Origin of the sequence: Paraburkholderia tropica, assembly GCF_014171495.1 — a bacterium.
GTDB classification, from domain to species: Bacteria; Pseudomonadota; Gammaproteobacteria; order Burkholderiales; family Burkholderiaceae; genus Paraburkholderia; species Paraburkholderia tropica.
This window is the reverse complement of the sequence record NZ_CP049136.1, coordinates 845,350-867,986: the sequence shown is the minus strand read 5'-3', so window position 1 is coordinate 867,986 and position 22,637 is coordinate 845,350. Positions and strand designations below refer to the sequence as shown.

The following is a 22,637-nucleotide window of genomic DNA, read 5'->3' as shown; positions in this document are numbered from 1 at the left end:
GCCTGCGCCTGTGAGCGAGGCGCACGCGGCGCGCGGAGCCCCGACTCGCACGCGATGTCCCTTTCAAGTACCCTACGGGTCTGCCCGCAGGGCAGGCGCCGCGCGCGGCGCGTGTTTGAACGCTTGTTTCAACGCTTGAAAAAGGAACCCGCATTACCCCATGACCGTGCATGAAATCTGGTTTGCGCCGCTGGTCGGCGCGCTCGTCTTGCTGGCCGCCGCCTTCGCCGTGGCCGCCATCGCTCACTTCCTGCTGTTCCGCGTGGTCGCGCGTCTGGCGCGGCGCTCCACCACCCGCATCGACGACGCCCTGTTCGAATTCGGCGCGTTCACCTGGCTCAGCCGCGTCGCGCCCTTCGTCGTCATCAAGCTCGGTCTCGGCTTGGTGCCGGGTCTGCCCGACAACGCGCTGCAACTCGCCGACAAGATCGTCTTCGCGCTGATCGTCTTCCTCGTCACGATGACGATCAGCGCCACGCTCTCCGCGCTCGAACACAGTCATCGCACTGCGCGCCAGGATCAGCCGCGCCTCTCGCTCAAGGGCGCGATGCAACTCGTCAAGCTCGTGATGTTCATCACCGCGGCGCTGGTCGTGATCGGCGACGCCACCGGCAAGCAGATCGGCCTGCTGCTCTCGGGCATCGGCGCGATGTCGGCGGTGCTCATGTTGATCTTCAAGGACACGCTGCTCGGGCTCGTGGCGGGCGTGCAGCTTTCGTCGAACGACATGCTGCGCATCGGCGACTGGATCACGATGCCAAGCTCGGGCGCGGACGGCACCGTCGTCGACATCACGCTGAACACCGTGAAAGTGGTGAATTTCGACAACACCATCATCACGATTCCGACGTGGAAACTCATCACCGAGAGCTACCAGAACTGGCGCGGCATGACGGAATCGGGCGGGCGGCGGATCAAGCGCGCGCTCATGCTCGACGCAACGAGCGTGCGTTTTCTCGACGCCGGCGAAATCGCGCGGCTCGAACGCCTCACGCTGCTCACCAATTATCTGAACGACAAGCGCCACGCACTGACGCAGTTCAACGGCGCGCTCGGCAGCGCGGCCGACTGCGCGGCGAACCGTCGGCAGCTCACCAATCTCGGCACGTTCCGCGCCTACGTGCAGGCGTATCTCGAACGCCATCCGCAGATTCATCACGAGATGACCTGCATGGTGCGGCAACTGGCGAGCGGCGCCGACGGCATTCCGCTCGAACTCTATTGCTTCACCAACACCACGAAGTGGAGCGATTACGAGGCGATTCAGGCCGACCTGTTCGATCACCTGATTGCCGTGCTGCCCGAGTTCGGCTTGCGCGTTTATCAGCAGCCGTCGGGCTACGACATGCAGCAGGGTTGGCAGGCGGCGCGCGAGACTTCGCTCGCCGCGTGAGGCAGGCAGCGGTTCCCGCGACAGTTCGCGCGCCCGCTGCCTGCCTCGAACGATCAAGCCGTCACGCGCGGCGTTTCGGTCTGGCCGCTCGCACCGGTCGTCAGTTCGTCGCGGTCCGACTCCGGCACTTCGCCTGCGCGGCGATGGATATCGTGCGTGACAAAACCCTGTTCGCGGCTAGGCACCGCGAACCAGTCTGGATGCGCAAACGACGCGCGGATATCTTCGAGTCCGCTCGCCCAGTGCTCTTCCATCGTATCGACGCTGAATTCGTAATCCTTGTAGTGGCCTTCATACGGTTTGTTCTTGTAGATCAGATGCACCACGTTGATCGACGAACCGTCGGCCACACGCTCGGCGAGACGGAACAGCGGGTCGCCGCGGCGCGTTTCGGGCGGCACATGCTCGAGCAGTTCCTTGATGAAACGCGCGTGCTTCTGGCGATCGGCGAGCATGTTCGTGATCGCGCGCGTGCGGCTCGAATACTGGATGTCCTTCGCGCGTTCGGCCACGTCGAGAAAGTCGGCGGGCACGCTGCCGTTCGCGCTCCATAGATCGACCTGAAACACCAGCGTGTCCTTGTGATCGGCGTCGCGCAGCACTTCGGTGAGCGGCGTGTTCGAGACGAGTCCGCCGTCCCAGTAGAACTCGCCGTCGATCTCCACGGCCGGAAAGCCCGGCGGCAGCGCGCCCGAGGCCATGAAGTGCTCGGGTTCGAGACGCATCTTCGCATTGTCGAAATAGATCAGATTGCCGCTGCGCACATTCACCGCGCCGACCGACACGCGGATCGGGCCGTCGTTGATGCGGTCGAAATCGGCGAAACGTTGCAGCGTGGCCTTGAGCGCGGCCGTGTCGTAATAGCTCACGGCCGTGGGCGGCGCCTTGTGCCAGCCCGCCACCGGCAGCGGCAGGCGCGGCGCGAAGAAGCCCGGCTGGCCTTCGGTAAGCGCGCGGCTCGCGGCCCACATGCTGGCCCAGCGGCGCGACAGCGCCTGATGACCGAACAGCGGCAGCGCCAGTGCGCCGAGGTTGCCGAACCAGTCGAGCGGATGGCAGATCGACTCCCAGAATCCGCGCAGCGCTGCGACACGCTTGCCCGGTTCGTTACCCGCGATGATCGCCGTGTTGAGCGCGCCGATCGACACGCCCGCGATGCGATGCGGTTCCACGCCCGACTGGGCGAGCCCTTCGAACACTCCGGCCTGATACGAGCCGAGCGCGCCGCCGCCCTGCAAAACAAGGGCGATTTCGTCGTAGCGCGGCAGCTCGACCGGCTTGCGCTCCTTGCGTGCGGTTGCGTCTTTTTTCGTGCTGCTGCGCATACGTTCTCCTCGCGTGATTTAGTGCATCGACCAGCCGTGCGTGACGAGCACCGACTGCCCCGTCAACGCGGCCGACCCGAATCCGGCGAGGAACGCCACCGTGTTCGCCACGTCGTCGAGCGTGGTGAATTCACCGTCGACGGTGTCTTTGAGCATGACGTTCCTGACCACGTCGGCTTCCGAAATGCCGAGCGCCTTCGCCTGCTCGGGAATCTGCTTGTCGACGAGCGGCGTGCGCACGAAGCCCGGGCACACCACGTTCGCGCGCACGCCGCGCGGGCCGCCTTCCTTCGCCACCACGCGCGCGAGGCCGAGCAGGCCGTGCTTCGCGGTCACGTAGGCCGACTTCAGCTTCGACGCCTCGTGCGAATGCACCGAACCCATATAGACGATCGAGCCGCCCTTGCCGCTGCCGTACATGTGCTTGAGCACCGCTTTGGTGGTGAGAAACGCGCCGTCCAGATGGATCGCGAGCATCTTCTTCCAGTCGGCGAACGGAAAGTCCTCGACCGGGCTGATGATCTGGATGCCCGCGTTCGACACCAGCACGTCGATGCCGCCGAACACCTTCACCGCTTCTTCGATGCCCGCGTTCACGGCTTCTTCATTGGTCACGTCCATCGCCACGGCAAGCGCCTTGCCGCCGGCCGACACGATGCTGTCGGCCACCTTGCCCGCCGCCGCGAGGTTCAGGTCGGCGATCACGACCGCCGCGCCCTGGCTGGCAAACGTCCGCGCGCAATGTTCGCCGATGCCGCTCGCGGCCCCCGTGATGACTGCAACCTTGTTCTGCAACGACATAAGTAATCCTTATTGGTTTAGACAAATGTTAGAAATGCACAGTGCATCAGGCCAGTTCGGCTTCGCGTTCGTCCAGACCGGTCTGGCGCGTGGACGCAGCGGCATTCGCATGGCCGGCCGGTTCCGCGAGATAGTCGTACGCCACTTCGCCGATATCGAGCGTGAGGTCGGCGATCACATGACGCGCGCCCACCACGCGGCGCACCGGCAGGTCAGCGACCGGCGCGAGCGCATGCGGATGCAGTTCGATCGCGGCCGGACCGCTCCACGCGCCATGCACCGTCACGTCGCGCAGATAGAAACGCACGAGTTCGCAGATGCGCGCGCTGCCGTCCACGTGCGGAATCACCTTGAGCAGATAGTTGGGCGTGTCGGCGAGCTTGCGGCGCTCGTCTTCGTTGTTCAGCACGTGATGCTTGTAGCCCATCGTGCCCGTGGCGATGCGCTGCGTGCCGTAGTCGAGCGTGCCGAGCAGCGTGTCGTTGCCGTCCACGGCGAGCACCGGGCGCGCGAGCTTCTTCGGGAAACCCCAGATTTCGCGACCGCCCGCGATCGGGCCTTCGTCGTCGAGATACATCGAGTGCGTGTAGTTGCCGAGGCGGCCTTGCGGGTCGCGCACCGAGACGACCTGGCCGCTTTCGGTGTAATCGCCGAAACCCGACGAGTCCGGCATGCGAATGAACTCGTAATGGACGAGATTGTTTTCCGGCGTGAGCGGTTCCGGCACGATCGCGCGCAGCGCGTCGGAATCGGTCTCGTAGGAAATGATGAAGTATTCGCGATTGACGAAGCGGAACGGCGGGCGCGGATACGCGGGATTGTGCACAGGCATCGCGAAGGCTTCGCGGCGGATTTGGGCTAGATCCATTTTGTCCTCATGGCTGAGCTGCGGTAAAACGTCGCGACTAATCATAGAGGCAAACGGTAGCGCGTTCGCATTTTTGGTGAATATACACCGTTGCGATTCCGTTAATTAACAAGCCATCTGAAAGCATTAATTAACAGTTCGGGTTTTTATGAGATGAACCGGTCATTCCGAAAGCCTTTCTTCATCGGCATTTCATGGCATTTCTGTAAGCGGCGCACCCCACATTTTGCTTACGATTCAAATGACGCAATAGATTGATGTCGAACGTCGCAACAACACGGCGCTTGCAATGTTTGCAATGCGCCCGCGCGGCGGTAATGCGAGTAGCGAAATTCCAATGAAAAAGGCGCGTCGCGCAACGAGTCGAGCGACCGTGCGGCGAAGCGCCTGCGAGATATCGAACCGGACCTGCCCGGTCAGAAGTTGTACTGTACGTAGACCTGGCTGAAGTTGATGCCGGGGTTCGGATGCTTGAGTCCCGCATTCGACAGATGCTGGAAGCGAAAGCCCGCCTGATAGTTCTGGTGCTCGCCGAAGATTGCGCCCACGCCCACCATATCCGCGAATTGAAACGACGACGAAAAGCTGCGGTCCGGCGTTTCGTCGACGTGCGACAGCAGACGCACGCCCACGCCCGCTTCGATGAACGGGCGAATGAAGCCTGAGTTCTTCACGAAGCGGAGAACCGGCGTAAAACCGAACTCCCAGATGTTCGCATGCGACGCCGGATTCTCCCGCGTGTCCCAGTACGCCACGTGTCCTTCACCTACCACGGTGAAGTGATAGCCGCCTATCGCCCACCATTGCCAGCCCGGATCCCACACGATGCCAAGATCCGCTTTCTTCACGTCATGATCCGCAACGCCGCCCGCGAACTGAATGCCCCATTGATCGGCGTGCGCCGCCGTCGAGCCCGCGAGCAGTCCTGCGAAGAGAACCGCTACCGGCAGCTTTCGTTTTCGCATTTCTTCTCTCTTTTCGTTATTCGATTGTGGGTCCGCGCATGCCTTGAATAAGGAGTGCGCTGAATCGAATGCTCGCGGATTATAAGAGCTGAATCACATTTGTTAACGTTGCATCAATGCAATGAAGCATTACCAAAACAGGCAAAATCCTTACCGCCGGAAAGCACAATGCGCTATTGCGTTTCGCGAAATAAATTCGATAAAAAAAGACCTCCGTTTTGCGCAAACGGAGGTCAAGTCGGTTTGGAGACCAGCATCGTTCATCGCCTGAACGACGCGTGCCAATCTTAATGCGCGAAACGCTTGCGATAAACGCGGCACCGCGCATCAATCCTTTTCGAATGCAGCAGCAATGCGGCTTTGTTAAGCAGGTCGTTACGCGAGTCAGTCCGCAAAACGCGTAAGACTTTTGAATTCCACGCGCCGGATGATGCGGCTTTCCTGCGCCACGATCAAATGCGCGGACGCCTGCAAATACGCGGGCCAATGCGGATCGACATCGCGTGCGGTACGGCGCGCGTCGTAATCGGCGATGCTTTCGTACGCCCAGAGATGCACGACCTGATTCAGCGCGCCAATGTCGCTCATATAGAAACCGGCCGGCGCGCCCAGATACTTCAGCTGGATCGGCATGGCGAGGCGGTCGAATACGTCGATGAATTCGGCCATGCCGCGCGCACGGATCGTGTAGGTGCGGTGATCGATAAAAGGCTTGCTCATGCGGCTCTCCGCCTGATGAAAAGTCATGCCGCTACGCGCGTCGCGCGCGCAGCGTCTGCGGAGGAATCGACGGCGTTGTCGAGTCCGGCGAGATGGCGGCCCGTGAGGTAGCCGAAGGTCATGATCGGGCCGAGCGTGATGCCCGCGCCCGGATAGTTGCCGCCCATGATGCTCGCGCGGTCGTTGCCCACCGCGTAGAGGCCGGCGATGGCGCGGCCGTCGTCGGCGAGTACGGCGCCCTCCACGCTCGTGCGCAAACCGTCGAAGGTGCCGAGGTCGCCCATCACGACCTTCAGCGCGTAATACGGGCCGTCGCCGATCGGCGCGACGCACGGGTTCGGGCGCTGCGCGGGGTCGGCCAGATAGCGGTTGAACGACGTCGTGCCGCGCCCGAACGCGGGATCTTCGCCGCGCACCGCATGCTCGTTGTAGCGGCGCACGGTCGCTTCGAGTCCGTGCGCGTCGATGCCTGCGCGCTGCGCGAGTTCGGCGAGCGTGCGCCCTTTCGCGAGATAGCCGTTGCGCAGCATCGGGCCGAGCGGCACCGGCGCGGGCTTCGCGTAGCCGAGGCCGTATTGGCGAATCGTCGCGTGATCGCAGATCAGCCACATCGCGGTCTGCGCGTCGCCGCGGCACGCCTCGATCATCGCCGCGCCCACGTCGTGATACGAATTCGCTTCGTTGGTGAAGCGCTCGCCGCGACGCGTCACGCCGATGATGCCCGGCTTGTAGCGATCGAGCAGATGCGGGAACACCGCGAAGCGGCCCTTGCCGCGCGGTACGCGCGAGACCGGCATCCACGCGGCGGGCTGCGGATAACGCGGCGTCACGCGCACGCCGGCACGCTCGGCCAGCCGCGCGCCGTCGCCGGTGTTGTCCTCCGGAACCGGCGAGGCGTGCGTGCCGCCGCGTTGCAGATGCGCGTAGGTTTGCGCGGTGCGCACAGCGTCGTGCGAGAAGCCGCCGCCCGCGAGCACCACGGCGCGGCGCGCTGCAATCCGCTGCCCGCCCTCGCCCGCGCGTTCGACCACCGCGCCCGTCACGCGCCCCGCTTCGACGATCAATTCGCGCGCCGCCGTGGCCGTGAGAATCGGAATACGCAGATCGAGCGCGGACTTCGCAAGGCGCGCGGCCAGCGCGTTGCCGCTCGTGACCTGCACGCCGCGTCCGTGTATCGCCAGTTCCCTCAGATGCGATCCGAGCCGCTTCGCCACGTACCACGCCGACGCCAGCGAGCGCGTGGCGTTGAAGAAGTGCTTGAGATCGGCATTGGACGAATTGAACATCATGCCGACAAAGGTAATGCTCCGGAGCGGCGGCCGCAGACGCGCGAGATCGCGGCCGAGGCGACTCGCGTCGTATGGCGCGGCGACCACCGAGCGTCCCACATCGACGCCGCCGGGCGCATCCGGATGATAGTCGGGATAAAGCGTCGGCGCGAATTGCACATCCGTCTCGCGTTCGAAGAATTCGAGCATGCGCGGACCGTGTTCGAGGAACGCTTCGATCGCGTCTTCATCGTAGAACGCACCGAGTTCGCCGCGCAGATACGTGCGTGCGGCTTCGCGTGTGTCCGGCGCTTCGCGCGCGTCGGAACGCATGCCGTGACGGTTGCCCGGAATCCAGAGCACGCCGCCCGAAAACGCCGTCGTGCCGCCGAAAACTTCGGCTTTTTCGACCACGACCACGTCGAGTCCCGCCTTGCGCGCCGTGATGGCCGTCGAGAGTCCGCCCGCGCCCGCGCCGATCACGAGCACATCGCAGGTCGCGGGAATCGGCGGCGTATTCGTGCTATTTCGCTGCTTCATGTTTGTCTCCTTCATGTCTTCATGTCGATAGGCACATGCTTTAGCGCGCCGCCGCGCCTTCGTAGCCTGGACGCGGCACGAGATCCATCAGCATCGCGTCGAGGCCGCCGTCGACGACAAGTTCAGCGCCGTTCACATACGCCGCGCGATCGCTTGCGAGAAATGCCACCACGTTGGCGATATCCTGCGGCTCGCCGATACGGCGGCTCGCGGTCATCGCGCTACGCCGCGCCTCGATATCGCCGTGCGTATAAAACGCTGCGGACAGCGGCGTGCGGATCATGCCGGGGCAGACGGTATTGCTGCGCACGCCGCGCGGCCCCCATTCCGCCGCAAGCTGACGCGCCAGCATCGCGACGGCCGCCTTGCTCGCGCTGTACGCGCCGCTATGCGTCTGCGGATAACGCGCCGCGATCGACGCCACGTGCACGAGCGCGCCCGACCCGCGTGCGAGCATCGGCCTGCCGAACGCCTGCGAACACAGCATGTAGCCCGTGAGATTCACGCGCAGCATCGCGTTCCAGTCGTCGAGCGACAGCGATTCGATTCCACCCGGACGCAGCAGTCCTGCGTTGTTCACCAGCACGTCGGCTGTGCCGAATTCGCTTGCCACGCGCGCGGCGGCGGCTGCCACGCTTGCCGCATCGCCGATATCGCAACCGATGGCGATGATCGCGTTTTGTGCCTGTTTTTCAGCTTGATTCTGCAATTGTGCGGCGAGCGCCTGGGCTTTATCGAGGTCGCGATCGAGCAATGCGATTCGCGCGCCGGCAGCCGCGAGCGTCTGCGCAATCGCCGCGCCGATACCGCCCGCCGCGCCGGTTATCACGCAGACCTGACCATCGAGTTGCAGCCATCCCGAGCTCGGTTTTTTCGATCTTTCATTATTCATCTGGAATCCTGATTGAATTGACGATACGCTAGCGACGGCATTCACCGTGGCTGCGTCGATCTGCGAAGAAGTATAGAGGCGGGGGTTGCGCGCGAAGTGGACAAACGTGTCGATGAACAGGACAATTTGTACACAGGAGGCAAGACCGCATGCGGAGAATCCCTAACTACGATCTGTACGGCGAGTCGGCACAGCCGCCCGGATACGGCGCGTTCAACTTCGAGTGGATTCCCGAGCGCAGCCGCCCGAACGACTGGCAGATCGCCGCGCATCGGCACGACGCGCTGCTGCAACTGCTCTACATACGCGGCGGCGGCGGTCACGTCACCATCGAAGGCGTCCGGCACGCGTTCGATCCGCCCTGCCTCGTCGTGCTGCCCGCGCAAACCGTGCATGCCTTCGCGTTCTCCCCGCAGATCGACGGCCTCGTCATCACGGCGGCGCAGCGGCCACTCGAAGCGCTCGTGGAGGTCACCGCGCCGGGTATCGCCGCGATCTGCGCGCGCGCCGCCGTCATTCCGGTACGCGGGGCCGATCCGAGCGTCGGCATGCTTGCGCCGCTCTTTGCGCTGCTCGAACAGGAGTACCGCAGCGGCGGGCGCGGGCACGCCGCGGCCGGCATGGCGCTGATGGCCGCGCTATTCGTGCATGTCGCGCGCCTGAGCGACCTCGCGGCGGCGCCCGCCGGTGCGGGTGGCAATCGCCGCGCCGAGCTGCTACGACGCTTCCGGGAGCTCGTGGCGGCCCATGGACGCGAGCATCGGCCCGTGGCGTTCTACGCGCAGCGTCTGGGCGTCGCGGCGGCCCAGCTCGCGCGTGTCTGCCGCGAGGCGCTCGCGCAGTCGCCCACGACCGTCGTCAACGAGCATCTGATTCGCGAGGCGCAGCGCGAGCTCGCCTATTCGGCGCTGAGCGTGAAGCAGATCGCGCACGCGATGGGCTTCGAGGACAGCGCCTATTTCAGCCGCTATTTCCGCAAGCAGACGGGCCTCACGCCGGTGGCGTTCCGCGCGGCCGCGCACCGTCAATGGACCCAGGAGCCTTGAGATGAACGACGAAACGCAGATTCGCGATCTGATCGCGCGCTGGCACGCCGCGACGGCCGCCGGCGACATCGACACCTTGCGCGGCCTGATGGCGGCCGACGTCGTGTTCCTCGTTGCCGGTCAGCCGCCCATGCGCGGCCGCGAGGCATTTGCCGATGCGCTCTCGGCGTTGCTCGTGACGCACAGCATGACGTCGTCGGGCGAGATCCGCGAGCTGGTGGTGGAGGGCGGTTTCGCGTACTGCTGGAACGCGCTCGACGTGCGCGTGATCCCGCGTGCGGGCGGCGCAACCATGCGCCGTGCAGGCAACGTGCTCTCGATCTATCGACGTGAAGCGGGAAGTTGGGTGCTCGCGCGCGACGCGAATCTGCTCACGCTCCAGACCGACGCATAGGCTTGTTCGCGCTCGCTCGCTGCACCAGAACGGTGGCCGCTCGGCGTCGCCCGCCACTTGCGTCCGTTATTTTTCAGCGCATCGCGCATCCATGATTCGCCGTCATTTTCTCGACTTATACTCAGTTCGCCACTTCCATCTTCCCCACGGCGGCGACTATGAAACGTATGACCGTCCGGCAATCGCCGGTGCATGGCAAAGGCGTCTTCGCACTGCGCGCGTTGCGTGCCGGCGAGCGCATCTTCGAATACAAGGGCAAGGTGACGACGTGGCGCGAGGCGACGCGCTGGAACGCGCGTCGCGACGAGTCGGGGCACACGTTTTTGTTCGGACTTTCCGATGGACGCGTGATCGACGGCGGGCGCGGCGGCAACGGCGCACGCTGGCTCAATCACGCATGCGCCGCGAATTGCGAGGCGATCGAGGACGATGGACGCGTCTTCATCGAAGCCGTTCGCGACATCGCGCCCGGCGAGGAACTGTTCATCGACTATGCGCTGGTGATTGAGCAGTGCGAGGCCGACGAAGCGCAGCGCCAGTATGCGTGCCGATGCGGGTCGTCGTTGTGCCGGGGGACGATGCTGGGCGTGCTGGCCGCCGCCGCCATGACGGCGGCGGCGCCGGTGGCTGTGACCGTCTGAACGGTCAACATTAATCAGGAATCCGATGGAATCACGGTCGATAAAACCGCATTTTCGGACTTGCGGGACTGTGCGGATCAGCGCGCCGGTTCACGTCTGATTTATCCACAGATTTTGTTGAAAACTCTGTGGACACGCCCAGGGACGAATCAACTAAGCGACTGATTTTGCAACTAATTCGCAGATAGCGCGACGCCCCGTTTCGGGGCGAACACACAATGAGCAAACCAGCCCGAAATCGGCGATTTCAGGCCCTGGCGGCGCGCGATATCCGCCCGCTTAAGCTGCGTTCTGCTTGAGCTTGCCGTACACGAACTGACCGAAATACCACGACAAATCCGAGTGATTGAGGATGTTGGCGTCGGACAGCGCGCCGGCCTCGAGCTTCAGACGACGCAGCATGAGCTTGCCCGCCTGCGAAGCGATGTAGAGGCGCACGAGCTCCTTGCGCGTCTTGTCGTCGGCCGACTCGAAGTGCTCGCGGCCGCGCTGCACTTCGTCGTTGCGGCGCGTGCGCGCCTCTTCGTCGCGCGTGGCGATGCTCTGCTTCACGGCAGCGCCCGCCTCGGCCTTGGCGGCTTCCTTCGCCGCCTCCTTCGCCGTTTCCGCGGTGGCGATCTCGGTCTGGATCGCGACCATCTTGCGCTCGGCCTCGGACACCTGCCAGTTGTGGCTCAGCGCCTTCATCAGATAGCCGGCCGGGCTCTTGGTGACCTTGCCCTGGTTCAGACGGAAGCGCGTGTACTCGATCGCCTGCTGGATGCGCTCGTCGTTCCAGCTCATGCGGTGCTCGGCGATCACGTCGAACTGCTTGTTGCTCAGGCCGAACTCCTCCTTGAGCGTGAGCAGCAGGTCGTGCGCGTTCGGCTGCCGCGTGAGCATGGCCGCGACCGTGTCCTTGCGCTTCAGCCGGAAGCGGATCTTGTTGATCTTGCGCGAGCTTTCGCCGTCCGCGCGCGTCTCGTAGCTGATGTCGAGGTCGGAAAGCTCGTTGATCTGTTTGACCGCCGGATCGAGATACTTCGGCCGGAAATGCTTGAACTCCGACGCGCTCGAACCGAGCTTGCCGGGCCAGCGCCGCATGACGTCGAGCTCGATCCAGTCGGTGAGGCCCGCCGTCACGAAGGGTTGAATGTAGTCGTAGATCGCGCGCGCGAAGGTCTGCGAAAACGCCGCCGTGATGCACAGGTTCAGCCAGTGATGCTTTTCCGGACCGGTGATGTGACGCAGCATCAGCGGGGGAATGCGGAACTGGATGCGCCCCTTGCCGATCTTGACGCTGCCCATGAGCTGCTCGGACACCCACTGATCGTCTTCGGTGGGGGCGCGGTCGGGCGGCGTGTCGGTCACCTCGATCAGCACGCGCTGCGCCTCCTTGATCACGCTCTGCAGGTGGCGCACGTTGCGGCTCTCGTAACGCATGAGCCACTTGAAGTAGTTCAGGTCGACGTCGTAGGTCTCGTGCGCAATCGGTTCCTGGGCCGCGATGAAATACGCGGCGTCGATGAAACGCCGCGACGACAGGCCGAGCCCGTTGATCGCTACAAAAACGTTATTGCGCTGAAAGCCGATTTCCCGCGTGCTCTCGCTGATGGGCTGTCCGGACATTTCCTCAAACAGCCCCAGCGACATTTGCTGGGTCGTCGTCCTTCGACCGATGTCCTCCGACATTCGCGTGCTCTCTCCGTCGATATTGGCCGCGACTCTATCACTCCTCAAACACAAGTCAACACAATAAACGTTACCCGATGCAGGGTGTGGATTGGGGTCCGGCACAAAAACCGTACCTTGCTGCACATAGAACGCGACATCACTTGCACAAAAAACGGCAATCCATTGCACATAAATCGCTGCCTCTTGCACATAGACCGATGCTTCTGGATGCCAAGTGCTTGATTGTGAACGATCCCGAGCCTGCTGTTAGTGGGTTTGTGGGTTTTCTATCTTTAAGTAAACAAACCAACCCGGTGCTGCAAAAGACGCTTCACGCAAATTTCGACGCAGATTGCCTTGCAACACGAAGGCGAATTTCTGCGCGAGAGGTAGATTTTCTGGCCATTTACAGGGAGGAGTGTGAGCCAGACGGGCGTATTTCGATCCCTCATCGAGCGATTCGGGCATACAAGCCTTGGCGAGAGGCAACGTTTTGTGTGCGTCTGCTATTCCAGGAGGTGACGTTTTTGTGCATGACCGTTTTCAGCTGCGGCGACGTGAGATGAAGCCCGGAGAAATCTCCTCGAGGTAACGATTTTTGTGCGTCGACGGAGGGCGACCTTGAAGGTCACGTTTTCTGTGCAGGGCCGTGGGGCATCGCGAGGGTAACGTTTAATGTGCAGCGATCGCGGAAAGGTCGGAACGTGCCTGCGTCGATCGAAAGAGGTCACTCAAGGACATCGTGGTAACGGTTTTTGTGCGTTCGTAGAGGCGGAGCACGGCCCGTAGCGACGCGATACTGCACACGCGACTGCACAGAAATGCAATTTGGCAGAACTGCATTGGAAAGGTGACGTTTTTTGTGCAATGCGTGAGCGCTTGTCGCCGCCAAGGCTTATCCGCTCTGGAGACCGGGATTCAGAGGTAACGGAATTTGTGCGAGGTCGGGCGTCGCGGCGATAGATCGCGGATTAGCTGCACAAAATCCGTTACCGCGGAACGATGGCGCGAAGCGGTGAATCCGCGATTCAGGAAAGCGCACAAAAACCGTGACCTCGGTGCGACTCGCCGAAGGAGAAGTCAGAAAAGCGCGAGAAAATAGAACGCAATTGAAGGCAGCCAGGCAAAATCACCTGTCATTCAACTGACGATTTGCTGAAGAATTAAGCAGGCCGCCGAAAACCCCTCTAAACGCCTCTTAGCGGGCTTGAGGGTCCGGCGAAGGCCTGAGCCTTGACCAAGGTCCGGGAAGCCCGCAAAAGACGAATAAAAAGGTCGTTTTTTTAAAATACTGGCCTCAATCAGTGTGTTCTGAAACGCTTTTCCTGTATTCTACGCTTTATCCAAATTCCGATAAAAAGCGTATTAATGGCAAAGACTATCGAATTCCCATCAATTGATCGGCGCGTCGACCTTTCGACGGTTACGCAATTCGCGGAGGAAGCCGGTCATCTGTCAGAAGAGCTTCGGGAAATGATGCTGGCACCGAAGCCGCGCAAGGCAGCGCCTACGTTCACGTCGGCGCAGGTCGCCGAGATGTGCGGTATCGACCGCATCAAGCTGAATAACCTGCTGGCCACGCGCGAAGGATTGCCGCAAGGCGAGGCGCAAGGTTCGGGGCGCAGCCGCGTGTTTACGTTGCCTGATGCACGCACCTGGGTCCAGCAGGTTTCGGATATTTATCAGACGCCGCTGCACACCGGCGTGCGCGACGCGGACGGCAAGGTGCTGCTCGTCGCCAACTTCAAGGGCGGCTCGACCAAGACCACGACCACGATGTGCCTGGCGCAAGGTCTGACGCTGCGCGGCCGGCGCGTGCTGCTGATCGACCTCGATCCGCAGGCGTCGCTCACGGAATTGTGCGGTTTGTACGCGGAAAAGGAAGTGACAGAAGACAGTACGGTCCTGCCGTACATCTACGATCCGCACATGGAAGGCGGTCTGCTTAATTTCGTGCAGCCGACTTATTGGGATGGCCTCGATGTCATTCCGGCGCACCCCACGCTGTTCTCGGCGGAATTTCATATTCCGGGTACCGTGATCAAGAACCCGGGCTTCAAATTCTGGGACCTCTTGCGTCAGGGCGTGGAGACGCTGCGCCAGCACTACGACTACATCATTCTCGATACGGCGCCGTCGCTGTCGTATCTGACGATCAACGCACTGATGGCCGCCGACGCGATGGTCATGCCGCTGGTGCCCGAGAGTCTCGACTTCATCAGTTCTGTCTCGTTCTGGAGTCTGTTCTCCGATCTCGCGCACACGATCATGGAGCGCGGCGACGAAAAGACCTATGACTTCGTCTCAGTGCTGCTGTCGAAGGTGGATTACGGCAAGACATCGTCGGCGCCGGTCGTACGCTCGTGGGTGCAGCGCACCTATAAGGACTGGCTGAGCGCGATCGAAGTGCCAGCAAGCTCGGCGATGAGTAACGGCGCGCTTGCCATGGCAACGGTATTCGACATCAGCAAGGGCGATCTCGCCGATAAAACGGTCGCACGCGTGCGCCAGCCGCTTACCGATTACGTGCGCTGGATCGACGATCTTTACGTAGAACAATGGAGGGCCGGCAAGTGAGTTCATTCCGCGACAAGATGGCGGCGAAGACTGCCGAGCTCGGTTCGACGGCAGAGCGTCAGACGACCACCGAGCGTCCTGCGGCGCCGCCGCCCGAGCCGCGCCGCAGCAGCGCGTTCAAGACCGGCCCGGGTATGCTCGGCGCGCTTGCGGTTGCGCAGCAGCGCATTCAGGAACTGGAGACCAAGAGCGACAAGCTCATGCTGCCAGTGAACGCGATCCAGCCGAACCCGTGGCAGCCGCGCAAGATTTTCAGCGACGAAGGTTTGGCTTCGCTGGCTGAATCGATTCGCGAAGTGGGCCTCGTTGAACCGGTTGTCGTGCGGCGCTCGGATAACGGCTATCAACTGATCGCCGGGGAGCGACGCCTGCGTGCGCACGTGCTGCTGCACGAGGAAGAGATCCGCGCGTCGGTGATCGACTGTTCGGATCAGGATATGGCAGTGCTGGCGCTCGTCGAGAACGTTGGCCGCGAAGACCTGACTGACTACGAAATCGCTCAATCGCTGCGTCGTGCCGAGCACGAATTCCCGACGCGCACGCGCATGGCTGAGGCGCTGGGTATGTCGCGTAAAGGGCTGTATCGATTTCTCGCCTTCGAAAGCCTGCCGGATTTTGTGCGCCGGGACCTCGATTTGAATCCGCGTCTGCTGGGTGGATCGGCAGCGGATGAGATTGTGTCGGCGGTCAAGAAGCACGGCGCGGCAGGGCTCGCGTCGGCTCGCGAACTTTGGCCGGCGGTGGTGGCAGGGACGCTCGATCAGGGTAAGCTGGCTGCGGCGATCGGCGCTCAGTCGAACCGGACCGTGGATGAGCGCAGCGTGTCGGAACGTAGCATCGAGAAGATTTTCTCGGGCAAGAGTCACGCGGGCAGCATCACGAAGGATACGAATAGCTTCACAGTGAAGCTCAAGACCGGCGTGCTTTCCGATGCGCAGGAGACGCAGATTCGCGAACTCATCAGCCAACTGTTTAACGTGAAGCCTGGCTGATGGTTGGTATGTAGGATGTACGCTGACATTCGAAGCCCGCATATGCGGGCTTTTTTTATTGCTGTCGCGGAAAGGAGAGGGTGTGGGGGGCTTGAAGCTGTGTCGAGTCGACACAGCGTTGCGACTCGCGGCGGGAGGGTTTGCTGGTGATGTCGCTCTGGCTTCGCTCGGGATGGAATCGGTTGCGATCAGGTTGTCTGCCTCGATGTGTCGAGTCGACACGCTTTAGGTTTTCGCAGTGCTGGGTTATCTAGATCCCTCTACGCAATCTCGATCGGAGAGAAAGTTGAAAGCCGCGAGGTAAGGAAAGGGCGGACGTGTGTCGAGTCGACACAGCCCAATGTGTCGTGCGCGTCTCGGGGGCTGCTTTGGGAAGAGGAACGGATGCTGCAATCATTCCGCTAGCTGCTGCTGTGTCGACTCGACACAGCTTGTAAAACCCTTGCTGATTCGCCTTGTATCGCGTCTGACGAAGATCTTGGCTTTGTTCGCGATAAGCAGAAGTTCTTTTCAAGTTCGCCGGCCTGACTGAATGTGTCGAGTCGACACACGATGGTATTTCGTGACGTGCGTTTGATTGATGGCGTGGAGCGCCGGGAACGCAGCGCTCTGCACGGAACAAATCCGATGTTGGGGGTAGGAGCGTGTGTCGAGTCGACACACGAAGCGCGCTCGCCGTGAAGCAATATCTCATGGCGGATACCTGGCCGTTTCGGTAATCAGTTGAGGTCACCCGAGTGGCCGGGAAGAGTAAGCGCTTGCTGTGTCGACTCGACACAAGATCGACGTAAGGCGCCGTGCGCGGAAAATTCGCTGCGCGATCTACGTAGCTTGGCCCGGCGCGATCGTGGTGACTCGCGACAGGGGGCCATTGGCGTGTGTCGACTCGACACAGGTTTCTGATCAGCCAAACGGACCGGATCTGCACGACTTGGCAAACCGGCTTCAGACATTCAACCTGTGAAGCGCCCGTTGAGTTTGATTGTGTCGACTTGACACACCATCTGCGTCCGTTGCTGCCCCAAGTACGATCGCTGGGCGGGGAGATCGCCAAGGGGGATCCGCGACATCCTCCTTTGTTAGAGCTGGCACTGGCAATCGTGGCGACTAGATGATGCGCGAGTCTGTGTCGAGACGACACAACACAACACAAAGCCAGTTGTTGACGGTCTGTCTCCCCTTGGTTACTTAACGATTCATGTGTCGAGTCGACGCATCAATCACCTCTGATTCGCAGCCATGATGGCCGCAACGACCCGCTCAAAGGAGCCCTGGGTGCATGGGAGGGGCGCACCGCCGAACTGAGCCCACTGTGTCGACTCGACACAGTGCTACATCGAGCGCTCGGTTTGCAGCGCCGTCGCCGAATCGACCAAACCGCCAAAGTCAAATCAGCCTGACGTCTGCCGGCAGCATGCTGGGGTCACGACCTGTGTCGACTCGACACAGGCCAACCTTTCCTCTGCCAGTAAATAACACTGCGCCCGACTAGCCTCATTGCAGTGCCGAACGCGCGCCGTGCACTCATCGAGCGCACGCGGATATTCGACAGCAAATCGCTTAAGTCGCGCCCTTTGCGATGTGTCGACTCGACACAATGAAGTGTGTCGAACGCTTAGCGGTGGTGGGGAAGGGTTGCCAGGTTTGCAGGACGGTATCCAGCGCTTCGGCAAATACCAGGCGAAACATGTGTCGACTTCATACTCGGTACGCTTAGCGGGGGACAATGACGATTCGCGAACGGGGTTGGACGAAGTTCACCAGCCGCACTCTCAGACTGCCTAACCGAACATCAAAAGGGCGGACGAGCCGAATTGAAATTTTTCTTTGGCTGCGCTCGTTGCACCACGCGCCCGGCAGAAGTCACACCAACCGAAGACCAGCCTGATGCGAATGGTTTGCCGAACGCAGCATGATGGCGCACGAGCGAATCGATCGGCCCTCAATCATCAGCGGCTGTCCTGACAAACGATTTCGAGTCGGCGGTCTATCGGTCGCTACGGCACACGAACCATCGGGACTCCCGCACCGGATGACCGCCAGGCACGCGCGCAAACGGCGATTGGACTCGACACTAATCTTGCAGACTCTCGGCATGGCCAGACAGTCTGATATCACCACGTCGAGAGGAGCCGCTTCCATATTCCATTAACGCAACTAACGGTCAAAATAAGCCCAAAATTCTAGCTCTATCCACCTCTAAATCCGGCGCTAGAACCCTTGGAACCGCGTCACAGCGCCCGCTAGAGCATCGAGACGCCGCCTCGCGTGAAACATTTCAGAAAATATCGCCAAATCGCTGAAACGCCCGTGGGGCGGACGATTCAGCGATTGAGCTACGGGTTCAACCCCCAATGTTCCACGGATGGGTGAACTTTCGAACCTAAAAACTACCGGCCGACCCTCACTGCGAGCCCACAAAACCCAGAGCAAGGCCTCAATGTATAAAACATTACGTATTCTGTAATTATCGAAGCCAAATTAGCGCGCTGCGGTGCCAAAAAACCATCAAAACCTTGCCCGCACCACGCCAATCCCGCATTTAACCACCAATTTCCCGCGCTTTCACCATCCCGCTCGCGCGCGCGAAATTCCCGGCGCCCAAATGATGAAGCGTGTGCAGGTCGGTGTTGCTATCGTCGAAGATCCAATGTCCGTTGTTGAACACCCGCGGATCCGCAGCCGCCGACACCACTTCGCAGAAACACGTGTCGTAAGCATCCTCGGTATGCTTCTCCGGAATCAGCCTGCACTCCATCCACGCCGCGCAGCCCTTTTCGAGCAACGGCAGTCCGAGCACCGGCCCCGTCACCGCATCGATGCCGAAGCGTTCGAACTTGTCCGCGTCGCGGCCGCTAATCGTACCGACCGCAAAAGTCAGATCCATCGCCGCGAAGCCCGGCACGCAAACACCGAACGTGCCGCTCGCCTGAATGAGCTCGCGCGTGAACGTTTTCTTGTCGATGACCACCGCGAGACGCGGCGGCGTGAATTCGACCGGCATCGACCATGCGGCTGCCATGATGTTGCGACGCTTGCCGTCGGAACTCGTGACGAGCACCGTCGGGCCGTGATTGATCAGCCGGCTCGCGTGCTCGAGCTTGACGGGTTGAAACGCGGGTTGAAAAGAAGAAGGAGAAGTCATCGTGCTGTCTGTCCGCATCGAGTCAAGATTCGACGGACTGTACAACAGATGAAAAAACCGTGCGGCGCGCGCTGAGTCAACCCGCGCGCTGTCGACATCAACCGACCGTTTCCGCATCCGGCGACGAAGCGGCCGCGATGTGTCGTCGCACCAGGCCGCTCGCATAGCCGCGCGATTGCATCTCGGCGAGGCGGCTCGTCGTGCGCGACACATCGTGCGCGCCGTCGAGTCCTTCAAGCGCCGCGCGAATCGGCCGGTCGGACGCGATGAACAGCGCGTGTTTGCGATCGTAGAGAATATCGACGAGCCAGACGAATCGCTGCAGCACGTCGCCGCGCTTGAGCAGCGACGTGTCGAGGCCATCGAGAATCAGACCCTGCCAGCGTTCCGCGAGGGCAAGATAATCGAGGTGCGAACGGTGAGTGCCGCACAGCGCATCGAAATCGGCCCACACCAGTTGCTTGCCCGCAGCCGTGACGGCGAGCGGTCGCCCCGCGACCTCGATGGTCGCCGGATGCACCGCGCCTTGTGCCTCATACTCGCGATAGATCGACCACAACGCCTCGCGCGTGCCGTCGAGCGGCGCGAAGTAGCGCTGCTCCGTCGCTTGCGCGCCGAGTTCGCGATAATCGCGCGCACCGTCGAAGGCGATCACCTTGAAGTGCCGCGCGATCAACGCGATGGTCGGCTCGAAGCGCGCGTGAAACTCGGGATCGGGCAGCAGATTGTCGGGGCTGTAATTCGAGGTCAGCACGATGCGCGTGCCTTGTTCGAGCGCCGTTTCGAGAAAGCGCCCGATCAGAAAAGCATCGGCGATATCGTGGACGTGAAATTCATCGAAGTAGAGCAGATCGACGCCTTCGAGCCACGCGCGCGAGACGTCGCCAAGACGATCGTCGCTGCGCGGCGCTTGCACGAGCCGGCGATTCACTTCGCGCGTGAACTCGTGAAAGTGAATGCGCCGCTTCGGGCATTGCGCGAGCGCGAACACCGTATCGACGACCAGACTTTTGCCGCGTCCCGGCAGCCCGTGACAGTACACGCCCTGCGTGCCTTCGCGATTGATCATGGCCAGCAACGCGTCGATCGCGAGGCGCTGACTGTCGTCCGCACGAATAGCTTTGGCAGCGAGTGCGCGAATGACGGCGGACGGATCGAGCATGCGGATAAAAACGGGAAGGGCTTCGGAAAACGCGCGCGGCGCACGACGCGCAATGCGCACGGCACTCACGACACAACCGCGCCAGTTTAACAGGGGGCCCGAATCGCGCGCCCGCTCGCGGGCAGTCGTTCGCGCCCCGTTGTGCTGGTTTTGTGCGTCCGTCGCGCGTGCATTGCGGCGTCAGTTGACACCTGTCGCGTAGCGTCGGCAATGTTCCAGATAGCCCGCTTCGTGACTGCTTGCGAGTTGCACGACGCTGTTCCAGAGCCAGAGCGGCGCGTTGATCGTCTTCGAACGATTGCGCCGCAATTCTGCGAGCCACGCGCGTCGCGAGGGCGGGTCCATCTGCCGCGCGTGCGCTTTACCGACGACCGCCGCAAGATAGAAGGCGACCGCGCGCGCATCGTCCTTGTCGAGTTCGTCGATCTCGAGCTTGAGATCTTGCGGCAGCAATTCGCGGATCACCACCGCGCGATCGAGCATGCGTGCGGCCCGCATGCGCTCGCCGAGAAACGGCGAAAGATGACGCGCGCCCTCGACGACGCGCTCGGCGTTGTCGCGCGGCATCGATGCGTCTTCATAACGTGGCGCGGCCGCCTTCACGCCTTCCTTGATGTCCATGAGACAGAGATCGTCGCCTTCGATCACGCCACCATCGACGTCGAGCAACACCGCATAGCGCAGACGTCCGAGCGAACTGCAACCCTTCACCCAGTACGCCGCGTCGAGCACTTCGACTTTGCCTGCGTCGTTGCGCCCGCGCAGTCCTGTGGGCAAACTGGCGATCGCTTCGTCGCGGAAAATCTCCGTGATTGCCTTGTTTTCAGCGCGCGTGAGCGGCCAGAAGCGTTTGCCGAACGGAATTGTCGGCTTGAGATCCTCGATACGTTCTTGCGCGAGATGCTTCCATGATCGACGCACGGCAAGTTTCATCGCAAGGTGAACGGGTTCGGGGCGATCAGGAAGATTCGGATTCCTATGCTTGATGGCGAACGCCGATTCATAGCCCGCCGCAAGCGCTTCCATCATATGCACGATCGTCAATCCTGAGAGCGATGAGCCGCGCGCCGCCGTCGCCAGCGAAAGGCCGAGGCGAATCAGATCGTGCACCGGATTGCCGATCACGGTCTGATCGAGATCGCGAATATGCACTTCGACCTTGCCGTCCTGATTCGCGACTGGACCGAGATTGCCGGTATGGCAGTCGCCGCAGATCCAGATCGCCGGGCCATGCGGCAGCGAGCTGCCGTTGGATTCGTTGATCCATGCATAGAATTGCGCGGTGTTGCCGCGTACGTACGCATGCGGCGAGCGCGCCATTTTCAGGCGTCGCTGTTCAGTCAGGATTGCCTGGCGTTCGGATGATTTTGGAAAGCGCGTGGACCGCTTTGCGTGATGGGCTTGTCGGCTGGGTTTCTTCGATTTTTTTTCATGGGCCATGATGCATCCTCGCTCGCGCGGGTGACGTTGCTCGGCAATACCGCGTTCATTGTGCGCGCATAGGCAGCAAACCCAGCAAACGGCGTGCCGCACGACATTACGAATTGAAAGGCTGTAATGAGCGAATCGCGACGCCGCGCGCGAATGCGCGAACTCGCGAGGGTGGGCCAATGTGCACGCCCGCGCGCGCCGTCATAAAAATTAAAAGCAGTTTCGCTACACTTCAGCGTTGCCTTACCGCTGCTTACCTGCGGTGAGGGCTTCGCTCGGGCCGCTCCTCGAGCCGTTGTTGCACCTCTCTCTGGTTGGAGACTTCGATGACGGTCGATTTCGCGCCGGTGCGCCCGCTATGGTGGAGCGCGCCGCGCAAACGTTTGAGCTTGCCCGGAGCGCGCATGTCCATGCGCGCGTGCGCCGTGACGTTCGTCTGTGCGATCACCGCCTGCGCGTTCAGCGCGTGCAGCGATCGCGCGGATGACGCACGCGTCTCACTCACGTCGGGCGCCGCGCGCGAACTGGCCGACGTGCAGCCTTCCGCGCAACGAGCACAGCCATCGCAGCCGTCGCAGCAGCAACCGCTCGCTGCCACGTTCGCGCCCGCGTCCGATTCCACTGCATCGAATTCAACCGATACCACCAGCAGCGCGACCGCGTTGCCGGCGAATACCGTGCGTTCGCCCGCGCAGCCTTCCGCGAGCGACGGCGCGCAAAGCGCGCAGAACGAACCACTCGCCACACCCGAGATTCACACCGCCGATTGACGCCCCCGGCCGCGCGACGTTTGCCGCTTGCCGGACGAACCGGCGTCGGCGCAT

Annotated in this window: 18 protein-coding genes; 7 read left to right on the top strand and 11 right to left on the bottom strand. The window is 61.9% G+C overall.

Annotation, left to right across the window (positions count from 1 at the left end; all coding sequences use genetic code 11):
* The first annotated feature begins 160 nt into the window (after positions 1-160).
* Positions 161-1,393, top strand: coding sequence for a mechanosensitive ion channel family protein (locus tag G5S35_RS27420; protein ID WP_183039506.1), 1,233 nt, complete (start codon positions 161-163; stop codon positions 1,391-1,393).
* 53 nt (positions 1,394-1,446) lie between these two features.
* Here the strand turns inward: G5S35_RS27420 and G5S35_RS27415 are convergent, their stop codons facing one another.
* The 7 genes from G5S35_RS27415 to G5S35_RS27385 all read right to left on the bottom strand — a co-directional run bounded on the left by G5S35_RS27415 (position 1,447) and on the right by G5S35_RS27385 (position 8,772).
* Complete coding sequence (locus G5S35_RS27415; protein WP_183039505.1) at positions 1,447-2,718, bottom strand: DUF3734 domain-containing protein; 1,272 nt, start codon at positions 2,716-2,718, stop codon at positions 1,447-1,449.
* Between the two features lie 18 nt (positions 2,719-2,736).
* The gene (locus tag G5S35_RS27410) at positions 2,737-3,519 is read right to left on the bottom strand and encodes a 3-hydroxybutyrate dehydrogenase (protein ID WP_065061481.1); all 783 of its coding nucleotides are present in this window, start codon (positions 3,517-3,519) and stop codon (positions 2,737-2,739) included.
* Positions 3,520-3,565: 46 nt separating this feature from the next.
* The gene (locus G5S35_RS27405; protein WP_080180891.1) at positions 3,566-4,387 is read right to left on the bottom strand and encodes an acetoacetate decarboxylase; all 822 of its coding nucleotides are present in this window, start codon (positions 4,385-4,387) and stop codon (positions 3,566-3,568) included.
* Between the two features lie 416 nt (positions 4,388-4,803).
* Complete coding sequence (locus tag G5S35_RS27400; RefSeq protein ID WP_065061482.1) at positions 4,804-5,352, bottom strand: acyloxyacyl hydrolase; 549 nt, start codon at positions 5,350-5,352, stop codon at positions 4,804-4,806.
* 384 nt (positions 5,353-5,736) lie between these two features.
* Positions 5,737-6,072: an NIPSNAP family protein gene (locus G5S35_RS27395; RefSeq protein ID WP_074982156.1), complete on the bottom strand. Its 336-nt coding sequence runs from the start codon at positions 6,070-6,072 to the stop codon at positions 5,737-5,739.
* 23 nt (positions 6,073-6,095) lie between these two features.
* Positions 6,096-7,880: an FAD-dependent oxidoreductase gene (locus G5S35_RS27390; protein WP_183039504.1), complete on the bottom strand. Its 1,785-nt coding sequence runs from the start codon at positions 7,878-7,880 to the stop codon at positions 6,096-6,098.
* Between the two features lie 40 nt (positions 7,881-7,920).
* On the bottom strand, positions 7,921-8,772 hold the full coding sequence (locus G5S35_RS27385) for an SDR family NAD(P)-dependent oxidoreductase (RefSeq protein ID WP_065061484.1): 852 nt from the start codon (positions 8,770-8,772) through the stop codon (positions 7,921-7,923).
* Positions 8,773-8,921: 149 nt separating this feature from the next.
* Between G5S35_RS27385 and G5S35_RS27380 the strand changes: the two genes are divergently transcribed.
* The 3 genes from G5S35_RS27380 to G5S35_RS27370 all read left to right on the top strand — a co-directional run bounded on the left by G5S35_RS27380 (position 8,922) and on the right by G5S35_RS27370 (position 10,853).
* The gene (locus G5S35_RS27380) at positions 8,922-9,818 is read left to right on the top strand and encodes a helix-turn-helix domain-containing protein (protein WP_074981796.1); all 897 of its coding nucleotides are present in this window, start codon (positions 8,922-8,924) and stop codon (positions 9,816-9,818) included.
* 1 nt (position 9,819) lies between these two features.
* Positions 9,820-10,212, top strand: coding sequence for a YybH family protein (locus G5S35_RS27375; protein ID WP_074981798.1), 393 nt, complete (start codon positions 9,820-9,822; stop codon positions 10,210-10,212).
* A 158-nt stretch (positions 10,213-10,370) separates the two neighbouring features.
* Positions 10,371-10,853 carry an SET domain-containing protein gene (locus G5S35_RS27370; RefSeq protein ID WP_074981800.1) on the top strand — a complete coding sequence of 161 codons (483 nt, stop codon included), beginning with the start codon at positions 10,371-10,373 and terminating at the stop codon, positions 10,851-10,853.
* 279 nt (positions 10,854-11,132) lie between these two features.
* Here G5S35_RS27370 and G5S35_RS27365 read toward each other — a convergent pair whose 3' ends face one another.
* On the bottom strand, positions 11,133-12,461 hold the full coding sequence (locus tag G5S35_RS27365) for a replication initiation protein (RefSeq protein WP_234774693.1): 1,329 nt from the start codon (positions 12,459-12,461) through the stop codon (positions 11,133-11,135).
* Between the two features lie 1,413 nt (positions 12,462-13,874).
* Here G5S35_RS27365 and G5S35_RS27360 point away from each other — a divergent pair.
* Positions 13,875-15,083 carry an AAA family ATPase gene (locus tag G5S35_RS27360; RefSeq protein ID WP_065061489.1) on the top strand — a complete coding sequence of 403 codons (1,209 nt, stop codon included), beginning with the start codon at positions 13,875-13,877 and terminating at the stop codon, positions 15,081-15,083.
* Complete coding sequence (locus G5S35_RS27355; protein ID WP_183040030.1) at positions 15,080-16,075, top strand: ParB/RepB/Spo0J family partition protein; 996 nt, start codon at positions 15,080-15,082, stop codon at positions 16,073-16,075. The genes G5S35_RS27360 and G5S35_RS27355 overlap by 4 nt, the downstream gene beginning before the upstream one ends.
* A gap of 2,542 nt (positions 16,076-18,617) precedes the next feature.
* On the opposite strand, the gene G5S35_RS27350 is transcribed toward G5S35_RS27355, so the two are convergent.
* The 3 genes from G5S35_RS27350 to G5S35_RS27340 form a co-directional block, all read right to left on the bottom strand.
* Positions 18,618-19,220 carry a flavin reductase family protein gene (locus G5S35_RS27350; RefSeq protein WP_065061490.1) on the bottom strand — a complete coding sequence of 201 codons (603 nt, stop codon included), beginning with the start codon at positions 19,218-19,220 and terminating at the stop codon, positions 18,618-18,620.
* 97 nt (positions 19,221-19,317) lie between these two features.
* Positions 19,318-20,382: a cell division protein ZapE gene (gene zapE / locus G5S35_RS27345; protein WP_183039503.1), complete on the bottom strand. Its 1,065-nt coding sequence runs from the start codon at positions 20,380-20,382 to the stop codon at positions 19,318-19,320.
* Between the two features lie 180 nt (positions 20,383-20,562).
* Positions 20,563-21,702, bottom strand: a complete 1,140-nt coding sequence (locus tag G5S35_RS27340; protein WP_375790454.1) for a DUF2252 family protein — start codon at positions 21,700-21,702, stop codon at positions 20,563-20,565.
* A gap of 515 nt (positions 21,703-22,217) precedes the next feature.
* On the opposite strand from G5S35_RS27340, the gene G5S35_RS27335 reads away from it, so the two are divergent.
* Positions 22,218-22,583 (top strand): hypothetical protein, encoded by a 366-nt coding sequence (locus G5S35_RS27335; protein ID WP_156773814.1) that lies wholly within the window; start codon positions 22,218-22,220, stop codon positions 22,581-22,583.
* The last annotated feature ends 54 nt before the right edge of the window (positions 22,584-22,637 follow it).

Bases quoted from the DNA above. Each gene is read 5' to 3' on its own strand.
- G5S35_RS27335 (WP_156773814.1), top strand. From the start codon at position 22,218: ATGTCCATGCGCGCGTGCGCCGTGACGTTCGTCTGTGCGATCACCGCC.
- G5S35_RS27365 (WP_234774693.1), bottom strand. From the start codon at position 12,461: ATGTCCGGACAGCCCATCAGCGAGAGCACGCGGGAAATCGGCTTTCAG.
- G5S35_RS27400 (WP_065061482.1), bottom strand. From the start codon at position 5,352: ATGCGAAAACGAAAGCTGCCGGTAGCGGTTCTCTTCGCAGGACTGCTC.
- zapE (WP_183039503.1), bottom strand. From the start codon at position 20,382: ATGCTCGATCCGTCCGCCGTCATTCGCGCACTCGCTGCCAAAGCTATT.
- G5S35_RS27380 (WP_074981796.1), top strand. From the start codon at position 8,922: ATGCGGAGAATCCCTAACTACGATCTGTACGGCGAGTCGGCACAGCCG.
- G5S35_RS27350 (WP_065061490.1), bottom strand. From the start codon at position 19,220: ATGACTTCTCCTTCTTCTTTTCAACCCGCGTTTCAACCCGTCAAGCTC.
- G5S35_RS27415 (WP_183039505.1), bottom strand. From the start codon at position 2,718: ATGCGCAGCAGCACGAAAAAAGACGCAACCGCACGCAAGGAGCGCAAG.
- G5S35_RS27375 (WP_074981798.1), top strand. From the start codon at position 9,820: ATGAACGACGAAACGCAGATTCGCGATCTGATCGCGCGCTGGCACGCC.
- G5S35_RS27420 (WP_183039506.1), top strand. From the start codon at position 161: ATGACCGTGCATGAAATCTGGTTTGCGCCGCTGGTCGGCGCGCTCGTC.
- G5S35_RS27340 (WP_375790454.1), bottom strand. From the start codon at position 21,702: ATGGCGCGCTCGCCGCATGCGTACGTACGCGGCAACACCGCGCAATTC.
- G5S35_RS27405 (WP_080180891.1), bottom strand. From the start codon at position 4,387: ATGGATCTAGCCCAAATCCGCCGCGAAGCCTTCGCGATGCCTGTGCAC.
- G5S35_RS27390 (WP_183039504.1), bottom strand. From the start codon at position 7,880: ATGAAGCAGCGAAATAGCACGAATACGCCGCCGATTCCCGCGACCTGC.
- G5S35_RS27395 (WP_074982156.1), bottom strand. From the start codon at position 6,072: ATGAGCAAGCCTTTTATCGATCACCGCACCTACACGATCCGTGCGCGC.
- G5S35_RS27360 (WP_065061489.1), top strand. From the start codon at position 13,875: ATGGCAAAGACTATCGAATTCCCATCAATTGATCGGCGCGTCGACCTT.
- G5S35_RS27370 (WP_074981800.1), top strand. From the start codon at position 10,371: ATGAAACGTATGACCGTCCGGCAATCGCCGGTGCATGGCAAAGGCGTC.
- G5S35_RS27410 (WP_065061481.1), bottom strand. From the start codon at position 3,519: ATGTCGTTGCAGAACAAGGTTGCAGTCATCACGGGGGCCGCGAGCGGC.
- G5S35_RS27385 (WP_065061484.1), bottom strand. From the start codon at position 8,772: ATGAATAATGAAAGATCGAAAAAACCGAGCTCGGGATGGCTGCAACTC.